This window comes from Pseudomonas sp. KCJK8993 (genome assembly GCF_046230915.1).
Lineage (GTDB): Bacteria > Pseudomonadota > Gammaproteobacteria > Pseudomonadales > Pseudomonadaceae > Aquipseudomonas > Aquipseudomonas piscis.
Genome location: NZ_JBJJLO010000025.1, coordinates 30,749 through 49,133 on the forward strand (window position 1 = coordinate 30,749; position 18,385 = coordinate 49,133).

General features: G+C 61.0%; 14 protein-coding genes and 1 pseudogene. 10 read left to right on the forward strand and 5 right to left on the reverse strand.

The genetic code is table 11. From position 1 onward, the window contains the following. Positions 1 to 90 precede the first annotated feature (90 nt). Complete coding sequence (gene secA / locus ACK6AU_RS10925; RefSeq protein ID WP_185698420.1) at positions 91 to 2,832, reverse strand: preprotein translocase subunit SecA; 2,742 nt, start codon at positions 2,830 to 2,832, stop codon at positions 91 to 93. A gap of 323 nt (positions 2,833 to 3,155) precedes the next feature. Between secA and ACK6AU_RS10930 the strand changes: the two genes are divergently transcribed. After that, positions 3,156 to 3,611, forward strand: a complete 456-nt coding sequence (locus ACK6AU_RS10930; protein WP_185698421.1) for a DUF721 domain-containing protein — start codon at positions 3,156 to 3,158, stop codon at positions 3,609 to 3,611. Between the two features lies 1 nt (position 3,612). On the opposite strand, the gene ACK6AU_RS10935 is transcribed toward ACK6AU_RS10930, so the two are convergent. After that, positions 3,613 to 5,097, reverse strand: coding sequence for a helicase HerA-like domain-containing protein (locus tag ACK6AU_RS10935; RefSeq protein WP_409299273.1), 1,485 nt, complete (start codon positions 5,095 to 5,097; stop codon positions 3,613 to 3,615). Positions 5,098 to 5,291: 194 nt separating this feature from the next. On the opposite strand from ACK6AU_RS10935, the pseudogene ACK6AU_RS10940 reads away from it, so the two are divergent. Continuing rightward, positions 5,292 to 6,323 (forward strand): annotated as a pseudogene (locus ACK6AU_RS10940) (cache domain-containing protein); the annotation flags it as partial. Positions 6,324 to 6,416: 93 nt separating this feature from the next. Further along, complete coding sequence (locus ACK6AU_RS10945) at positions 6,417 to 7,181, forward strand: methyl-accepting chemotaxis protein (protein ID WP_371263433.1); 765 nt, start codon at positions 6,417 to 6,419, stop codon at positions 7,179 to 7,181. 59 nt (positions 7,182 to 7,240) lie between these two features. Here the strand turns inward: ACK6AU_RS10945 and ACK6AU_RS10950 are convergent, their stop codons facing one another. Together ACK6AU_RS10950 and purU are read right to left on the reverse strand one after the other, a co-directional pair. Beyond that, positions 7,241 to 7,411: a hypothetical protein gene (locus ACK6AU_RS10950; RefSeq protein WP_164485039.1), complete on the reverse strand. Its 171-nt coding sequence runs from the start codon at positions 7,409 to 7,411 to the stop codon at positions 7,241 to 7,243. A gap of 67 nt (positions 7,412 to 7,478) precedes the next feature. After that, positions 7,479 to 8,327: a formyltetrahydrofolate deformylase gene (gene purU, locus ACK6AU_RS10955; RefSeq protein WP_022640532.1), complete on the reverse strand. Its 849-nt coding sequence runs from the start codon at positions 8,325 to 8,327 to the stop codon at positions 7,479 to 7,481. A gap of 347 nt (positions 8,328 to 8,674) precedes the next feature. Here purU and mvaT point away from each other — a divergent pair, with 347 nt between their 5' ends. Further along, a complete protein-coding gene (mvaT, locus tag ACK6AU_RS10960; RefSeq protein ID WP_185698424.1) occupies positions 8,675 to 9,049 on the forward strand; it encodes a histone-like nucleoid-structuring protein MvaT in 375 nt (124 codons plus the stop codon). Between the two features lie 102 nt (positions 9,050 to 9,151). Here mvaT and sbcB read toward each other — a convergent pair whose 3' ends face one another. Then, complete coding sequence (sbcB, locus tag ACK6AU_RS10965; protein ID WP_409299276.1) at positions 9,152 to 10,579, reverse strand: exodeoxyribonuclease I; 1,428 nt, start codon at positions 10,577 to 10,579, stop codon at positions 9,152 to 9,154. Positions 10,580 to 10,763: 184 nt separating this feature from the next. Between sbcB and ACK6AU_RS10970 the strand changes: the two genes are divergently transcribed. The 6 genes from ACK6AU_RS10970 (at position 10,764) to ACK6AU_RS10995 (ending at position 18,375) form a co-directional block, all read left to right on the forward strand. Then, on the forward strand, positions 10,764 to 11,489 hold the full coding sequence (locus ACK6AU_RS10970; RefSeq protein ID WP_409299278.1) for an RDD family protein: 726 nt from the start codon (positions 10,764 to 10,766) through the stop codon (positions 11,487 to 11,489). Further along, complete coding sequence (locus ACK6AU_RS10975; protein ID WP_409299280.1) at positions 11,486 to 12,466, forward strand: stage II sporulation protein M; 981 nt, start codon at positions 11,486 to 11,488, stop codon at positions 12,464 to 12,466. The genes ACK6AU_RS10970 and ACK6AU_RS10975 overlap by 4 nt, the downstream gene beginning before the upstream one ends. Beyond that, a complete protein-coding gene (locus tag ACK6AU_RS10980; RefSeq protein WP_409299282.1) occupies positions 12,453 to 14,012 on the forward strand; it encodes a DUF4129 domain-containing protein in 1,560 nt (519 codons plus the stop codon). Before ACK6AU_RS10975 ends, ACK6AU_RS10980 begins: the two co-directional genes overlap by 14 nt. After that, entirely contained in the window at positions 14,009 to 15,172 is a 1,164-nt protein-coding gene (locus ACK6AU_RS10985; RefSeq protein ID WP_409299284.1) for a DUF4350 domain-containing protein, read from the forward strand. The genes ACK6AU_RS10980 and ACK6AU_RS10985 overlap by 4 nt, the downstream gene beginning before the upstream one ends. A 730-nt stretch (positions 15,173 to 15,902) precedes the next feature. Beyond that, complete coding sequence (locus ACK6AU_RS10990; RefSeq protein WP_409299286.1) at positions 15,903 to 17,015, forward strand: terpene synthase family protein; 1,113 nt, start codon at positions 15,903 to 15,905, stop codon at positions 17,013 to 17,015. Positions 17,016 to 17,355: 340 nt separating this feature from the next. Further along, positions 17,356 to 18,375 carry a MoxR family ATPase gene (locus tag ACK6AU_RS10995; protein ID WP_185698431.1) on the forward strand — a complete coding sequence of 340 codons (1,020 nt, stop codon included), beginning with the start codon at positions 17,356 to 17,358 and terminating at the stop codon, positions 18,373 to 18,375. Positions 18,376 to 18,385 lie beyond the last annotated feature (10 nt).

Here is an 18,385-nt window from a genome sequence, read left to right on the forward strand (position 1 = left end):
CGTCGGCATAAAAGACGGTGCTGCAAATGGAAAAACGCCGCGACGGCTGATGCCGTCACGGCGTGGGTGTTTCAGTGTCTGGCGAGGATCTTAGTTGATCTGGCCGTGACAGTGCTTGTACTTCTTGCCCGAACCGCAATAGCACAGTTCGTTGCGCCCCAGCTTCTGCTCATTGCGTACCGGCGCGGAAGCCAGGGCCACGTCGACCTCGACACCCTCTTCCATGGCTTCGGGCTGGTCCAGGCCTGGAGCCTCGGCGTGCTCGAACTGCATGCGACGGGCCAGAGCCTCGGCTTCCTGGCGCAGGCGCGCCTCTTCCTCGGCCGGATCTTCGCGACGCACCTGGACGTGGGACAGCACTCGGATCGAGTCGCGCTTGATGGAATCCAGCAATTCGGAGAACAGGGTGAAGGACTCGCGCTTGTACTCCTGCTTGGGGTTCTTCTGCGCATAACCACGCAGGTGGATCCCGTGGCGCAGGTGGTCCATGGTCGACAGGTGGTCTTTCCACAGGTCGTCCAGGACTCGCAGCACGATCTGCTTCTCGAACGTGCGCAGCGCTTCGGCGCCGGCCTGGTCTTCTTTCTCGTTGTACGCGGCGATCAGCTCGTTGAGCAGCTTCTCGCGCAGGGTTTCTTCGTACAGGTGATCGTCTTCGTCGAGCCATTGCTGGATCGGCAGGTTCACCCCGAAATCGCTCTGGAGCGCAGCCTCCAGGCCAGCCACGTCCCACTGCTCAGGCAGCGACTGTGGAGGAATGTGGGCACTGACGGTGGCGTTCAGCACGTCCTGGCGGAAGTCGGCGATGGTCTCGCCGATGTTGTCCGCGGCCAGCAGCGTATTGCGCATGTGGTAGATCACCTTGCGCTGTTCGTTGTTGACGTCGTCGAACTCCAGCAGTTGCTTGCGGATGTCGAAGTTGCGGCCTTCGACCTTGCGCTGGGCCTTCTCGATGGCGTTGGTCACCATGCGGTGCTCGATCGCCTCGCCGGACTGCATGCCCAGGGCCTTCATGAAGTTCTTCACCCGGTCGGAGGCGAAGATGCGCATCAGGCTATCTTCCAGCGACAGGTAGAAGCGGCTGGAACCGGCGTCGCCCTGACGACCGGCACGGCCACGCAGCTGGTTGTCGATACGCCGCGATTCGTGGCGCTCGGAAGCGATGACCTGCAGGCCACCGGACTCCAGTACCTGCTGGTGGCGCTTCTGCCAGTCGGCCTTGATCTGGGCAATCTGCTCGGGCGTCGGGTTCTCCAGGGAAGCGACTTCCACTTCCCAGTTGCCGCCCAGCAGGATGTCGGTACCACGGCCAGCCATGTTGGTGGCGATGGTCAAAGCCCCCGGACGACCGGCCTGGGCAATGATCTCGGCTTCCTTTTCGTGGAACTTGGCGTTCAGGACCTTGTGCTCGATGCCTTCCTTGTTGAGCAGGTTGGACATGTGCTCGGAGGTCTCGATGGTGGCGGTACCCACCAGCACCGGACGGCCCTTGGCCATGCAGTCCTTGATGTCGCTGATGATCGCGGCGTACTTCTCGTCCGCGGTCAGGAACACCAGATCGTTGTAGTCCTTGCGCGCCAACGGCTTGTTCGGCGGGATGACCATCACCTGCAGGCCGTAGATCTGGTGGAACTCGAACGCCTCGGTATCGGCGGTACCGGTCATGCCGGACAGCTTGGTATACAGGCGGAAGTAGTTCTGGAAAGTGGTCGAGGCCAGGGTCTGGCTCTCGGCCTGGATATTGAGGTTTTCCTTGGCTTCGATGGCCTGGTGCAGGCCCTCGGAAAGACGGCGGCCGGGCATGGTACGACCGGTGTGCTCGTCCACCAGGACCACCTGGCCGTCCTGCACGATGTACTCGACGTTGCGATTGAACAGCTTGTGCGCCCGCAGACCGGCATAAACGTGGGTCAAGAGACCCAGGTTATGCGCCGAGTAGAGGCTCTCGCCCTCAGCCAGGAGCCCGACCTGGGTCAGCATCTCTTCGATGAATTGGTGCCCGGCTTCGTTGAGCTCGACCTGACGGGTCTTTTCGTCGACGGTGAAGTGGCCGGCCTTGGTGACCTGGCCTTCCACTTCCTCGACGTGCTGCACCAGGCGCGGGATCAGCTTGTTGATCTCGGTGTACAGCCGGGAGCTGTCTTCGGCCTGGCCGGAGATGATCAGCGGAGTACGGGCTTCGTCGATGAGGATCGAGTCGACCTCATCGATCACGGCGAAATTGAGCTCGCGCTGGAACTTGTCTTCCATGCTGAAAGCCATGTTGTCGCGCAGGTAGTCGAAGCCGAATTCGTTGTTGGTGCCGTAGGTGATGTCGGCGGCGTAGGCGGCGCGCTTCTCCTCCGGTGGCTGGAACGGCGTGACCACGCCGACGCTCAGGCCGAGGAATTCATACAGCGGGCGCATCCAGTTGGCGTCGCGGCGTGCCAGGTAGTCGTTCACCGTCACCACGTGCACGCCCTTGCCGGAGAGTGCGTTGAGATAGACACCCAGGGTCGCTACCAGGGTCTTGCCCTCGCCGGTGCGCATTTCGGCGATCTTGCCTTCATGCAAGGTCATGCCACCGATCAGTTGCACGTCGAAGTGACGCATCCCCATGATCCGCTTACCGGCTTCACGGGCGACCGCAAAGGCTTCGGGCAACAGTTTGTCGAGGGTTTCACCCTTGGCGATACGGGCCTTGAACTCTGCGGTCTTGGCACGCAATTGATCGTCCGAAAGGGCCACCATTTGCTCTTCGAAGGCATTGACGATCTGTACCGTCTTGAGCATGCGCTTGACTTCACGCTCGTTCTTGCTTCCAAAAAGTTTCTTTAACAAAGGCGCAAACATATCGGCAGGATCTTCCACACATAGGGTTGGAGGGCGGCCCCGGTGAGTCGCCCGAGCAGCCCTCATGGCCGCATGCGAACGAGCATTCTACCCGGAAACGATGGTGAGGAAAGTGGCGTTATTCCACGATGCTGGCACAGCGCTTTGACGGGGCCCACCTAAAATAAGGGCTTTTCGTTGAACTTCAAGTACATTGCCCACAGAAGTTACTGATCACCATCAGCAAAGGATCATCAGCTCAGAGCCAGATGGGAAAATGACGAACCGAGTGCGCCGGACGCTTTCTGTTACCATGGCTGCTCTGTAACTTCAGGTTTCTGATCATGGCATTTCGCCCTCTTACGGCGCGCCCTCCCGCCGTTCTTCTTCGCGAAGCCAAGCCTCTCAAAGCCATACTCGGCCACGCCCAGCGCCTGGCGCACCTGCAGCGCTTGCTAGACAGCCAATTGCAGCCGGCGGCCCGCGAACATTGCCACGTCGCGTCCTGGCGCGAAGGCAGCCTGCTGCTGATCGTCACCGACGGGCACTGGGCCACCCGCCTGCGCTACCAGCAGAAGCGCCTGCAGCGCCAGCTCCAGGCATTCGACGAATTCGCCCGACTGACGCGCATCCTGTTCAAGGTCCAGCCTCCTACCGTCCAGCGGGGAGCAACCGGACATGGCATAGACCTGTCGAACAACGCCGCCGAGACCATCCAGGCCACCGCCGACGGCATATCCGACCCCAAGTTGCGCGCGGCCCTGGAGCGCCTGGCCAGCCACGCCAAGCCGCGCAGCTGACTCAGCGGCGCTTGCCGCCCAGCAACGAGCCCATCAGCCCACGCACCAGTTGCCGCCCCAACTGATTGGCGGCCTGGCGCATCGCCGACTTCAAGGCTTGTCCGGCCGCGGTCCCCAAAAACTCACCAGCCCGGTCGGCCAGGCTCGGCTCCTCGGGCACCGGCTTGCTGCTTTCAGCCTGCCCCTGCGGCGCCAGCGCCTTGCGCCCCATCAGCACCTCATAGGCGGATTCACGATCGATCGGCTTGTCATAGCGTCCCAGTAGCGACGAACTGGCGATCAGGGCCTGGCGCTCGGCCTCGGTCAACGGTCCGATCCGTGATTGCGGCGGCGCCACCAGCACCCGCTGGACCATCTCCGGCGTGCCCTTGTCCTGCAGGGTGCCGACCAACGCTTCGCCAATACCCAGTTCGGTCAGCACCGAGAGCGCATCGAATGCCGGATTGGGCCGAAAACCATCGGCCACCGCCCGCAGCGATTTCTGTTCCTTGGCGGTGAACGCCCGCAGACCGTGCTGGATGCGCAAGCCCAGCTGGGCCAGCACGTCATCCGGCAGGTCTCCCGGCGACTGGGTCACGAAGTACACCCCCACGCCCTTGGAGCGAATCAGCCGCACCACCTGCTCCAGGCGATCCTGCAAGGCCTTGGGAGTACCAGCGAACAGCAGGTGCGCCTCGTCGAAGAACAGCGCCAGCAGCGGCTTGTCGGCATCGCCCCGCTCCGGCAACTGCTCGAACAACTCGGCCAGCAGCCATAGAAGGAAGGTGGCATAGACCTTCGGCGCCTCATGTACCAGGCGACTGGCATCGAGCAAGTGGATCCGCCCCCGACCGTCGGCGGCCGGCTGCAGGATGTCCTCCAGTTGCAAGGCCGGCTCACCGAACAGCGATTCGGCCCCCTGCTGCTCCAAGGTAGCCAGGCGCCGCAACAGGGCCTGGCTGGAACCGGTGGTCATCAATGCCGCGTCTTCGCCCAGCAGTTGCGGATTGTCCTTGAGGTGGTTGAGCAGTGCCTTGAGATCCTTGAGATCCAGCAGCAGCAAGCCTTCGCGATCCGCCACCTTGAACGCCGCATACAACGCCGACTGCTGGCTGTCGGTGAGCTCCAGCAGGCTGCCCAGCAACAGCGGCCCCATTTCGCTCAGGGTGGTGCGCAGCGGATGACCGGACTGGCCATGGATATCCCACAGGGTCACGGGATAGGCCTGGGGCCGGTGGTTGAGCCAGGGCATGCCGGCAATCCGCTCGGCGACCTTGCCCTGGGGATTGCCCGCGGCGCCCAGCCCGCAGAGATCGCCCTTGATGTCCGCGGCGAAGACCGCCACCCCGGCATCGCTGAAAGCCTCCGCCAGGCGCTGCAGGGTGACGGTCTTGCCGGTACCGGTAGCGCCCGCCACCAGGCCATGGCGGTTGGCCAGGCGCATGGCCTGGGCGATCGGCTGGCCGTCGAGGCCGGCGCCGATGATGAGTTGCGATGAGTCAGGCATTTTGTCACCCCTGGTTAATCTTTGGCCTTACACGGTCGATATGAAGAAATGATGGATCAGAAGTATCTGAAATAAAGGTCAGGTAATTCCCTTGGGATAGATGGAGATATCAGCTTATTTATAACACCGCCTCTTCGGCGCACCGTTCCAACCCGATGCCCTGGACTCAAAGACCTTAGCGGACACCCCAAGCCATGAACAAAAATCTGCGCTTCAGCCACAAGATCCTGCTTGCCGCCTCGCTCATCGTCATAGCTGCCTTTGCACTATTCACGCTCTATAACGATTACCTGCAACGTAACGCCATTCGTGACGATCTGGACAACTATCTTCAGGAAATGGGCGAGGTCACTGCAAAAAATATTCAGACCTGGCTCGCCGGTCGTGCGCTGTTGATCGAGAATCTCTCCCAGTCGGTGGCCCTGAACCCCGACCCGGCCAATGTCAGCAACCTGCTGCAACAGAAGGCCGTGAGCTCCACCTTCATGGGCGCCTACCTGGGCAACCAGGACGGCAGCTTCATCATTCGCCCGGACAGCAAGATGCCCGACGGCTACGATCCGCGCGCGCGCCCCTGGTACAAGAGCGCCGAAAGCACCAATGGCTCGGCCCTGACCGAGCCCTATGTCGACCTGGCCACCGGGCAACTGGTGATTTCCATCGTCGATAGCGTGCTCAAGAACGGCCAGCGCACCGGCGCGGTCGGCGGCGACCTGAGCCTGCAAGTGATCGCCGACACGGTCAACGCCCTGGACTTCGACGGCATGGGCTACGCCTTCCTGATCAGTGCCGACGGCAAGGTGCTGGTCCATCCGGACAAGAACCTGGTGATGAAGAACCTCAAGGACATCTACCCCCAGGACACGCCGAAGATCAGCAATGAACTGAGCGAAGTCAACGTCGACGGCAAGACGCGCATCGTCACCTTCACCCAGATCAAGGGACTGTCCTCGGTGAACTGGTACATCGGCCTGTCGGTGGACAAGGACAAGGCCTTCGCGATGCTCAGCGAGTTCCGTACCTCGGCAGTGATCGCCACCCTGACGGCGGTGGCGCTGACCATCGCCCTGCTGGGCCTGCTGATCCGCCTGCTGATGCAGCCTTTGCACGTGATGACCCGTGCCATGCAGGACATCGCTGACGGCGAAGGCGACCTGACCCGCCGCTTGAACATCCATAACCACGACGAGTTCGGCATCCTGGGCATCGCTTTCAACCGTTTCGTCGAGCGTATCCACGGCTCGATCCGCGAGGTGTCCTCGGCTACCGAGCACGTCAACGAGGTCGCCCTGCGCGTGGTCAGCGCCTCCAACTCGTCGATGCTCAACTCCGACGAACAGGCCAGCCGCACCAACAGCGTCGCCGCCGCCATCAATCAACTGGGCGCCGCGGCCCAGGAAATCGCCCGCAACGCCGCCCAGGCCTCGCAACAGGCCAGCGACGCCCGCAACCTGGCCGAGGATGGCCAGCAAGTGGTGGATCGCAGCATCCAGGCGATGAACCAGTTGTCGGACATGATCAGCGCCTCCAGCAACAACATCGAGACCCTCAACAGCAAGACCGTGAACATCGGCCAGATCCTCGAGGTGATCACCAGCATTTCCCAGCAGACCAACCTGCTGGCGCTCAACGCCGCCATCGAGGCCGCCCGGGCCGGCGAGGCCGGGCGTGGCTTCGCCGTGGTCGCCGACGAAGTACGCAACCTGGCCCACCGCACCCAGGAGTCGGCGCAACAGGTGCAGACCATGATCGAGGAGTTGCAAGTCGGCGCCCGTGAGTCCGTCAGCACCATGAGCAACAGCCAGCGCCACAGCCAGGACAGCGTGGAGATCGCCAACCAGGCCGGAGAACGCCTGAACAGCGTGACCCAGCGGATCGGCGAGATCGATGGCATGAACCAGTCGGTGGCCACCGCCACTGAAGAGCAGACCTCGGTGGTGGAGTCCATCAACATGGACATCACCGAGATCAATACGCTGAACCAGGAAGGCGTGGAAAACCTGCAGGCGACCCTGCGCGCCTGCTCCGACCTGGAGCAGCAGGCAGCACGCCTGAAGCACCTGGTGGGCAGTTTCAGGATCTGAGGATCGGGGCCAACGCCCCTTGGACAGGCCGGCGGCGCATCGGGCGCCGGCCACCAGCCTCAACGCGATGGCGCTGAAGGCTCTTGCTGCAACTGCTCCCAGAGCTCGGCCGCCCCGGGGAAATCGGTGCCATCCTCGGCGTCGAGTTCATCGGGGTCGTAGCGGCTCAGGCAACCCTCGCCCAGTACGGCGGGAGCCTGGGAAGTGGCTTTATCCAGAGGATCGGTCATGGGGCTGACCTCGTCGATTGCCAACCAGGACCGGGATATTCAGCACCCGCTCCTGGTTTTTTTTCAATCAGAACACCACGGTCTTGTTGCCGTGCACCAGCACGCGGTCTTCCAGGTGGTAGCGCAGGCCACGGGCCAGCACCATCTTCTCCACGTCACGCCCGAACCGCACCATATCCTCGATGCTGTCGCTATGGCTGACCCGCACCACGTCCTGCTCGATGATCGGACCGGCATCCAGCTCTTCGGTGACGTAGTGGCAAGTGGCGCCGATCAGCTTCACGCCACGCAGCGACGCCTGGTGGTAAGGCTTGGCACCGACGAAGGACGGCAGGAAGCTGTGGTGGATGTTGATGACTTGCTGGGCGTACTCCTGGCACAGCTGCGGCGGCAGGATCTGCATGTAGCGCGCCAGCACCACCACGTCGGCACCATGCTCCTTGACCAGGCGCGAGACCTCGGCGAAGGCCGGCTGCTTGTCCTTCGGATCCACCGGAACGTGGAAGAACGGGATGCCGTGCCATTCGACCATGCTGCGCAGGTCGTCGTGGTTGGAAATCACGCAAGGGATATCACAGTCCAGCTCATTGCTGTGCCAGCGGTGCAGCAGGTCGGCCAGGCAATGGGACTCGCGGCTGGCCATCAGCACCACGCGCTTTTTCTCGGCGGTGTCGGTGATCCGCCAGTCCATCGAGAACTCTTCGGCGATCGGCGCGAAAGCCTGGCGAAATGCCTCGAGGCCAAAAGGCAGGGAGTCGGCACGAATCTCGTGGCGCATGAAGAACCAACCGCTCTGGTTGTCCGAGTGGTGGCTCGCTTCGGTGATCCAACCGTTGTGGGAGGCCAGAAAGTTACTGACTTTGGCAACGATGCCAACGCGGTCAGGGCAAGAAATCACCAACCGAAAGGTGCGCATGGGGGGGAAACTCCAGAACTTCGCAAAGGTCGCCATTCTAGCCATTGCGCGGCAAAACTGCAGTATTCATTGCACCAGGAGTGCCGATCGGCGCCGGCAACAGGGCCTTAGATCAGGCTTAACCAGCGGTGTTCCCAGTGCGGACAGCAACACTTGCAAATAGCGCACAACTAATTTGTGAATGCCGCAAGAAACCCGCCCTTCTATTAAATAGCGAAATGACTGTTACGCCTAAAGACACTAAGAAGACCAAATAAAGCATCGGTATTATGTTTACTTGTACAAAGTCCGTGACTATTATTGCAACATTGTCATCCAGCCACCCAGCGCCCGATAAGGTAGCCCCCATGTCCCTGATCAACGAATACCGTGCAACAGAAGAAGCTATCAAAGAACTGCAAGCACGTTTGAAGAACCTGTCCCAGGACGACAAGCTGAAAGCCGAGCTGGAGTTCGAAGGCAAACTGCGCAACCTGATGGGCGAGTACTCCAAGTCCCTGCGCGACATCATCGCGCTGCTGGATCCGGAATCCAAAGTTAAAGCGCCGCGTGCCGCTGTAAAAACCACCGGTACCAAGCGTGCACGTAAAGTTAAACAGTACAAGAACCCGCACAACGGCGAAGTCATCGAAACCAAAGGCGGCAACCACAAGACCCTCAAAGAGTGGAAAGCCAAGTGGGGTGGCGACGTGGTTGAAGGCTGGTCAACCCTGCTGGGCTAAGGCTCGCAGACCAGCCAGCGGTCTTTTTGCTGCAACTAAAAACGCCAGATCACTGGCGTTTTTTTATGCCTGGCGCTCGCGTCGAACGCCGCCGGCAACTTTTTAAAGGCCCACTCGCAGGGCTAGATCGCGAACATATTGCTGCCATTGCTCCAGCACCTGGCGTTGTCTCGGATCAGCACTTAACAGGGATTGCTCCAGAGCTTGCCGAAAACTTTCCAGGGTATTGGGCGCCCCCAGTTGCGGATCAAGCAAACGTTGCTGGCAGAATCCGCGCCAGCGCTCTTGCTCCTCCTTGCTCAATGTTTCCGCAAAGTTACGAGCACGGTAGCGGAACAGAAGTTCCGGCAGCCGCTCATCATCGAATTGCCATTCTTGCAGAGCCAAATGCTGCGGATCGGCCTGGCGCACTTGTTCACACAAGCGGCGGTCGCGATCTCCAATAAAGCCATCGTACAACTGCTGCTCCGGATCCTCGCTGGCAGCGAATTCATCAGGCCCGTAAATCAGCGAAAGTTTATCCTGCCAAACTTCCCGGGCCTCACTCAGACACAAAGCGCGGCGCTGGTATTCTTCCATATCCAAGTGCAAGCGCTGTTGATCTTCGACACGCAACACATTCAACGGCGCCACCACCGGGCAGCGATTGATATGGATGAGTTTCAACGGCACTGGCAACTCGCCTTCGGCCAGGTCTTCACGCCGGGTATACAGGCGCTGGCGCAACGTCTCGGCATCCAGGTCCAGAAGCCCTTGGGGATCCAGGTGCAGGTCGCAGACGATCAACGCATTGCGATTGCGCGGATGCCAGGCCAGGGGCAACACCACGCCGACATAATGCCGCGCGGCAGAGAAACGCCCGGAGATGTGCACCATCGGCTGCAACAGGCGGATCTGGTCCATCACCCGCTGTTTGCTGCGCAACTGGAACAACCATTCATAGAGCCTGGGCTGCTTGTCGCGGATCAGGCGCGCCAGGGCGATGGTTGCCCGCACATCGGACAAGGCCTCGTGGGCCTGGCCATGGTCGATGCCATTCTCTGCCGTCAAGCGCTCCAGCTTCAGCGTCACCTGGCCTTGCTCTTCGGGCCAGACGATCCCCTGGGGCCGTAGCGCATAGGCCGCCCGCACCACATCGATCAGGTCCCAGCGACTGTTGCCGCCCTGCCACTCCCGGGCATAGGGGTCGAAAAAATTCCGATACAGGCCGTAGCGAGTCATCTCGTCGTCGAAACGCAAGGTGTTGTAGCCCGCGCCGCAGGTTCCCGGGCGTGCCAGCTGCTGATGCACCCGGGTCATGAAGTCGGCCTCGCTCAACCCGCGCTCGGCCAGACGCTGCGGAGTGATGCCGGTAATCATGCAGGCTGCCGGGTGCGGCAGGATATCGTCGGCGGGCTGGCAATAGAGGTTGACCGGCTCGTCAATTTCATTGAGCGCCAGGTCGGTGCGAATGCCGGCCACTTGCAACGGACGGTCGTTGCGCGGGTTGATGCCAGTGGTTTCGTAGTCGTACCAAAAGAGGGAAGTCACGGCCTGTTCCTGAACTTGAAAACCGACGCAGTCTAGGCGCTTGCATAGCGCCAGGGCCAGCCGCATTGCCCCGCAGCCCTGCCGCGTAATGCTTTAATTCGCAGTTAATGATGTCGTTTGCCCCTCAGACACTGCTAGCATCGGCGCTGGATTTTTCTCCACCAGTCCAACCAGCCAGTTGCCCATGCCCGAAACACCAGCACCGCCAAGGAACGCATCGCTGCCCCCGCCATTGGATACGCGGTACCAGGTCGAAACCCCGGAGGGTATCGACCTGCCACTGCGACCGGCGGGACTGCTGGTCCGTGCCCTGGCCTATGGCCTGGACCTGGGCATCCGTGCCCTGGTCATGGGCGTGCTGTTCGTCGCCCTGGGCTTTTTCGGCGAGATCGGCATCGGCTTGGGTTCGATCCTGCTGTTCCTGATCAGTTGGTGGTACATGGTGCTGTTCGAGGTGCTGAACCAGGGTCGCTCCCCCGGCAAGCAGATGATGGGATTGCGGGTGGTACAGGACGATGGCACGCCGATCGGCTGGAGCGCCTCCCTGACCCGCAACCTGCTGCGCTTTGCCGACATGCTGCCGTTCGCTTATTTCCTCGGCGCCATCAGTTGCCTGCAGCACCCGGCCTTCAAGCGCCTGGGCGACCTGGCCGCCGGTACCCTGGTGATCTATCGCGAGCAGGCAGTCGAACGGCCGCCACTTCCCCCGGCCACGCCCCGCAGCGCGCCCTTCACCCTGAGCCTGGATGAACAGCGGGCGATCCTCGGTTTCGCCGAGCGCCAGGCCCAGCTGTCCGCTGAACGGACCCAGGAACTGGCGGCCATCCTGGCCCAGCCGCTGCGCGTACCCACCGCCCAGGCCACTGCCGAACTCAACGGCATTGCCCGCGGTTTCCTGGGAGCGACATGAAGCAAAGTCTTTTCGAGAGCCGCCACCAGGCTCAATGGCAACACTTCGCACAACTGCTCGAGCAACTTGAACAAGGCCGGGCCAAGGCCGAGCAATGCCAGACCTTCGTCCAGGACTACCGGCGCCTGTGCCAGCACCTGGCCCTGGCCCAGGAGCGCGGCTACAGCAGCTACCTGATCGATCCGCTGCAACAGCTGGCGCTGCGCGGCCACCAGCAGCTATACCGTCGGCGCACCGCCATCAGTGCCAACGTACTGGGCTTCCTGCTGGCCGGCTTCCCGCGCCTGGTGCGCCAGGAGTGGCGCCTGGTAACGATCGCCAGCCTGCTGTTTTTCCTCAGCCTGCTGGGCATCGGCCTGCTGGTGTACCTGTATCCCGAGCTGGTCTACAGCCTGATCAGCCAGCAGCAGGTGAGCGAAATGCGCGGCATGTACGACCCGGCGGCCGGCCACCTGGGCCGCGCCGTCGAACGCGCCTCCAGCGAAGACTGGGTGATGTTCGGCTACTACATCATGCACAACATCGGCATCGCCTTTCAGACGTTCGCCAGCGGCCTGCTGTTCGGCCTGGGCAGCGTGTTCTTCCTGGTCTTCAATGGCCTGATCATCGGGGCCATCGCCGGCCACCTGACCCAAATCGGCTTCGGCCAGACCTTCTGGCCTTTCGTCATCGGCCATGGCGCCTTCGAGCTCACGGCCATCGCCCTGTCCGGTGCGGCAGGCCTGAAGCTGGGCTGGGCGCTGATCGCCCCTGGTCGCCTGTCTCGAGGCGAAGCCCTGTTGCAAGCGGCGCGAATCAGCGTGCAATTGGTCTATGGGGTGATCGTCTTCCTGTTGATCGCAGCCTTCATCGAGGCCTACTGGTCCTCGATGACCTGGCCCACGCCCTGGGTCAAGTACAGCGTCGGCGCGGCGCTGTGGGCCCTGGTCCTGTCCTACCTGACCCTTGCCGGAAGAGTCCCCCATGCGCCTGAGTGATGCCAGCGTGGTGATCCGCCCGCGCAACGCCTGGGAAGCCATGGATCTGGGCCTGCTCCTGGGCCAGCGCCACCGGGGCTTGTTGATGACCAGCTGGGCCATCGTCAGCTTGCCGGTATTCGCCCTGCTGAGCCTGTTGCTCTGGGAGTGGCCATCCCTGGCATTGCTATTGTTCTGGTGGCTGAAGCCGGCCTTCGAGCGCCTGCCGCTGTTCATCCTGTCCAAGGCGCTGTTCGGCGATACCCCGAGCCTGGGCCAGGCTTTGCGGCAATGGCCACGCCTGCTCAAGCCGCAACTGCTGGCCAGCCTGACCTGGCGCCGCTTGAGCATGAGCCGCAGCTTCCTGATGCCGGTAATGCAACTCGAGGGGCTGAGCGGCGATGCCCGCCAGCAACGCCTGGGGGTCTTGCTGCAGCGCAATGCCGGGGCCGCACGCTGGCTGACAGTAATCGGGGTGCACCTGGAAAGCGCGCTGTGGATCGGCCTGATGGCGTTGTTCTACTTGCTGTTGCCGCAGCAAGTGGAACTGGACTGGAACTGGCAGACCCTGATCGTCGCCACCCAGCAGGACTGGTTATGGTTGGAACACCTGACCAACGCCTTCTATGCCCTGGTGCTGGTGGTCTGGGAGCCGCTCTACGTAGCCTGCGGCTTCAGCCTGTACCTCAACCGCCGCACCGAGCTGGAAGCCTGGGACATCGAACTGGTGTTCCGCCGCCTGCGCCAGCGCCTGGCCGGTGCCAGCGCCTTGCTGCTGGTACTGGGCGCGCTGTGGCTGGCACCCAGCCAGTCGCTCTGGGCCGCCCCCACCAGCAATGCCAGGCAGGCCGTGGCCGACCCCGAGAGTCCGCGCCTGCTGCAACAGCCGCTGACCAGCAAGGCGGCGCAAGACAGCATCAAGGGCATCCTGGAAAAGCCACCGTTCAAGAATCAGGAATCGGTGACCCGCTATCGCTTCGGCGAAGAGCAGCCACAGAAAAAGGACACCAAGGGCAAGCCACCGGGTTGGCTCAAGGATCTGCTGGAAGGCCTGGGCAAGAGCAACTTCAACGCCCTGGGCAAGGGCCTGGAGATATTGCTCTGGGGGCTGCTGCTGGGAGCGCTGGCCTGGTTGCTGTGGCGGTATCGCGACGGGTTGCGCACTTTCGTCGGCTGGCGCCCGCGGCCACGCAAGAAGCGTCCGCCGGCCATGCCCCAGCAACTGTTCGGCCTGGAGGTCGGCAGCCAGACCTTGCCGGATGATGTCGCGGCCCATGCCGCCGCGCTCTGGCCAAGCCAACCGCGCGAAGCCCTGGGCCTGCTCTACCGGGCCCTGCTCAGCCGCCTGCTGGAAGACTTCCACCTGTCTCTGGACGTCGGCGACACCGAAGGCCAGGTACTGGAACGGATCAAGGCCCTGCGGCACCCCCAATTGGAGAGCTTCAGCATCGAACTGACCCGGCATTGGCAGAACATGGCCTACGGGCACCAGGTCCCAGGCACCGAGGCGCAACCACGCCTGTGCGATGGCTGGCGCCAGCTCTTTGGCCCAGGAGCCACATCATGAGCCGTACCGTATGGGGCATCCTCGCCCTGCTGGTGCTCCTGGTGCTCGGCACCGCCGGCTACTACCTCTATCGCCATGCCACGCCCTACCAGGAGCTGGTGGATCACGGTCCGTCGCCGGAAGCCCTGGCCAACCCCTACCTGGCGGCGCAGATGTTCCTGCGCGAACGCGGCCTCAAGGTGGAACACGCCAATGGCCTGGAGGTGCTGACGACCCTCAAGCCTGCCGGCAATAGCCTGCTGATGCTCGGCGACCGTTCGAACATGAGCCCGCACCAGGCCGACCAGGTCCTGGACTGGGCCCGCGCCGGCGGGCACCTGGTGTTCGTCGCCGAAGCACTGTGGGACGAGGAGACCGAGCAAAGCGGCGACCTGCTGCTGGACCGGGTCCAGGTGCAGCAGATGATGAGCGAGGACCTCGAGGAACCACCCGAGCCGGAAGTGGACGACGCCTATCCGAAGCTGACCAAGGTCCATGTCGAAGGCGAACGGGCCCCGGCCTACATCAGTTTCGATAACGCCTACCACCTCGAGGACCCACAAGGCCTGGCGCAGTCCTGGGCCAGCAGCGGCGTAGCCACCCACATGCTCCAGTTCGAGTACGGCAAGGGCAGCATCACCGTGCTGACCGACGCCGATATCTGGAAGAGCCCGGCCATCAGTCGCTACGACAACGCGTGGCTGTTGTGGTACCTGAACGCCGATACCGCAGTGACGTTGCTGTTCGATACCGACCATCCGAATCTCTGGCAGCTGTTGTGGAAGAACTTCCCCCAGGCGCTGGTAGCCCTCGGCCTGCTCGTCGTCCTGTGGCTGTGGCACGCCGGCTTCCGCCAGGGACCGTTGCTGGCACCGCCGCCCAAGGCCCGGCGCCAGTTGCTCGAGCACCTGCGCGCCAGTGCCGGTTTCATTCTCCGTCATGGTGGCCAGGGCCCCTTGTTGCACGCCCTGCAACTGGATATACGGCGCCGGGCCCGGCGCCGGCACCCTGGCTTCGAACAACTCGAGCCCGAAGCCCAGTGGGAAGTGCTCGCCCTGCTCAGCCAACAACCCGTGGAGGCGGTCAGGCAGGTACTGCAACCTCTATCCGGGCCACGCCTGTCCAGTACCGATTTCAGTCACCAGGTCGCCCGCCTGCAGACACTCAGGAATGCCTTGTGATCCGATAGGCGTGTGGGCGGCAGTATGAGTTCTTCCTGCAACTGCAAGCCTGGTCTATCGCGCAGGACTCTTGATAAACAGTTCACCTGCATGGCTCATGTGTGGGTCATTCAACATCCAAGGCACAAACTCCTGCCATCGCGCATAGAGCCATCCCCTCCCCTTGATTCGCTCAAGCCAACAAGCTGGCCACTGTCATGGCAATATCCTAGGGCAGCCTTAGTCTGCGAGAGACCATAACAATTGATGAGGCATAGGTACTAAATGAGCCTAGGCCAGGCTGGAACATCGCAACCTCCTGATATAGCCAAAAGAACCAATCACTGTCGCTGGATGTGCTAGAAACTATTGAGCCTCTGAATAATCGATCGAGGCTCTGTTATTTAGTGGCTCCCAAATCTGACGAATACCAGCGTTCCCTTCCTCTTTCCAACTCCCCTTCGCCATCACGCAACACCAGGTTGAAAAGCAGAGAATTATAAAAAGTCATTTACCAACGCTTATAGAAATACTCAGGCGAAGAGCATCACCAATGGGAAGTATTGCTGGAAAACATTCCCACACGGCAAGTCGAATTCTTGAAATGACAAACAGGAGTTCAACTTACTTCAACCATCCACCCAGTCCCGTTAGCGTCTCCAGCGCCGATCCAAAATCCGACGACAGAAACCCCAACACTTCATCATTAATTCAATCACCGATAACCATGATTGAAAGGTGGCTGCTCTAAATGAATAGCATGACTGATGACAACACTCAGCTCTTTCTCCCTTTCGACTTCAAGCCCCAGCACTCTCAAAAAAGCGACCTGCTTGGAAATACCTTATGGTTAAAGAAAATGCAGCTCATCGAAGACGCCAGGTTTGCCGAGACCGTCGCACACACCGCTTCGCAGTACATACGCCTCATACACCCCAATATCGACAACAAGTTCATCAATGTCGTCTTTGACTTGGCATCATGGATATTGGTCATAGACGATATAATTGAAAACAGCGCATCCACTAACACGACCGACCGCACGATCGGAATTCTCAGCACCATTAAATTTATATGCGAGTTCGATCACGAGCAAAACCCAAGACTGGATGACCAGCATCCCGCGATAAAATCTTTTATCGACATAAGGCAAAGATTCATGCAGCAACTACCCGCCAAGAACCACATACACCTGATGCACGCCGTGAGCAATCAAATGTCCGGATTCATCTGGGAGATATGCAGTGATCAGGCAAAAGCGGGCATCCCTCTTAATACATACTGCGCAATTAGGGCCTCAAGTTTTGGCGCGCAAGTCTTTTATTCACTCTTTCTTGCACTCAATAGCGTCTCGATTAACGAAACGATTGAAACGAAAAATGAATTTATAAAAATGAAGAACTGCATATTCCTTGCTGCGGGCATCGACAACGATCTTTACTCCTACGAAAAAGAACACACCAGCGACAGCAGGGCTTTCAACATCATCGACGTCATTCAGCAAGAACTAGATATCGACCTGCACACCTCGATCAGAAAAACCATCAACCTAAGAAACATGCTAATCAATCGATACATCATCTTGAACAACTCGTTGGCAAACGAGACAGGAACAAGGGACCGAGCAGTCCACCTTGAAGAACTGCTCGCCAGAAACATACACTTCGGAAGAACCAGCGAGCGATATAGAAAAAACACCTATAGCGCAACAGAAGACGACAACCTCTTCTTTTCTGCCTCCTACCGCTTCAATACAACCAACACCTTTGAAAACAAGGAGATAAAAGACATTCTCGAATTAACCCCTTTAATATCAAGTTTGTGGCATGACGCTACGACAAGGTCTGCTAACCAGCTGGATTGACTCTGCCGACATGGATGGTGACATCCATTATCGCAGCCGCGGCGTAATAGGCTGCTTCAGGCTTCCGAAACTTATCCGGTTCTCCTGCCGACAACCAGGAAGTCGTCGCGTCGCATGCCAAGATCGAAAACTCGTCTCGATCAAAAGCGCTGATGCGAGCAGTTCCCTGTAATCAAGACCAGGATGGCAGGCTTTGATGCAATCACGCTGACTGCATGGATAGAATGCGCATGGCTTGTCAGCCTCCAAGCCGGCCTGTAGGACACAAGCGCGAGAAATTTTGGTTATGCGCCTGTGTCACGGGCGCTAATAACTAACCGTCAGTAAGGTTGCCTAATCGATGAGTGAACAATCCGCGGAACCACTTGCCTGCGCCGAGCCATCCCTGGCCGCAGCGGCCCAGCAGCGGCAACGGGCCAGCCAGTTGGCCCAGGCCGTGCGCCAGGAACTGCAGAAGGCCGTGATCGGCCAGCACGCGGTGATCGACGATGTGCTGACGGCGCTGATCGCCGGGGGCCACGTGCTGCTCGAGGGCGTCCCAGGCCTGGGCAAGACCCTGCTGGTACGTGCCCTGGCCCGCTGTTTCGACGGTGATTTCGCGCGCATCCAGTTCACCCCTGACCTGATGCCCAGCGACGTCACCGGCCATGCGGTGTATGACCTTGCCAGCGAACAATTCAAACTGCGCAAGGGGCCGCTGTTCACCAACCTGCTGCTGGCCGACGAGATCAACCGCGCGCCCGCCAAGACCCAGGCCGCCCTCCTGGAAGCCATGCAGGAACGCCAGGTGACCCTCGAAGGCCGGGCGCTGCCCATCGCCCAGCCGTTCATGGTCCTGGCCACCCAGAACCCCATCGAGCAGGAGGGGACTTATCCGCTGCCCGAGGCCGAGCTGGATCGCTTCATGCTCAAGCTGCGCATGGACTACCCGGACACCGCCCAGGAGCTGGAAATGGTCCGCCAGGTGGCGCGCTCGACCCGCGCCGACATGCTCGATGTACAGCCCCTGCGCACCGTGCTGCAGGCCGAGGATGTACAGGAGCTGCAACGCATCGCCAGCGAACTGCCGCTGGACGACCAGGTCCTCGACTACGCCGTGCGCCTGGCCCGGGCTACCCGCAGTTGGCCGGGCCTGACCCTCGGCGCCGGCCCGCGGGCGTCCATCGCCCTGGTACGTGGCGGTCGGGCCAGGGCGTTGCTGCGCGGTGGCGACTTCGTGATTCCCGACGACATCAAGGGCTGCGCCATGGCCGTATTGCGCCATCGGGTGCGTGTCGCCCCGGAACTGGACATCGAGGGCCTGTCGGTGGAACAGGTGCTCCGGCAGATGCTCGAGCAAATTCCGGCACCGCGCCTGTGAGCGACCAACG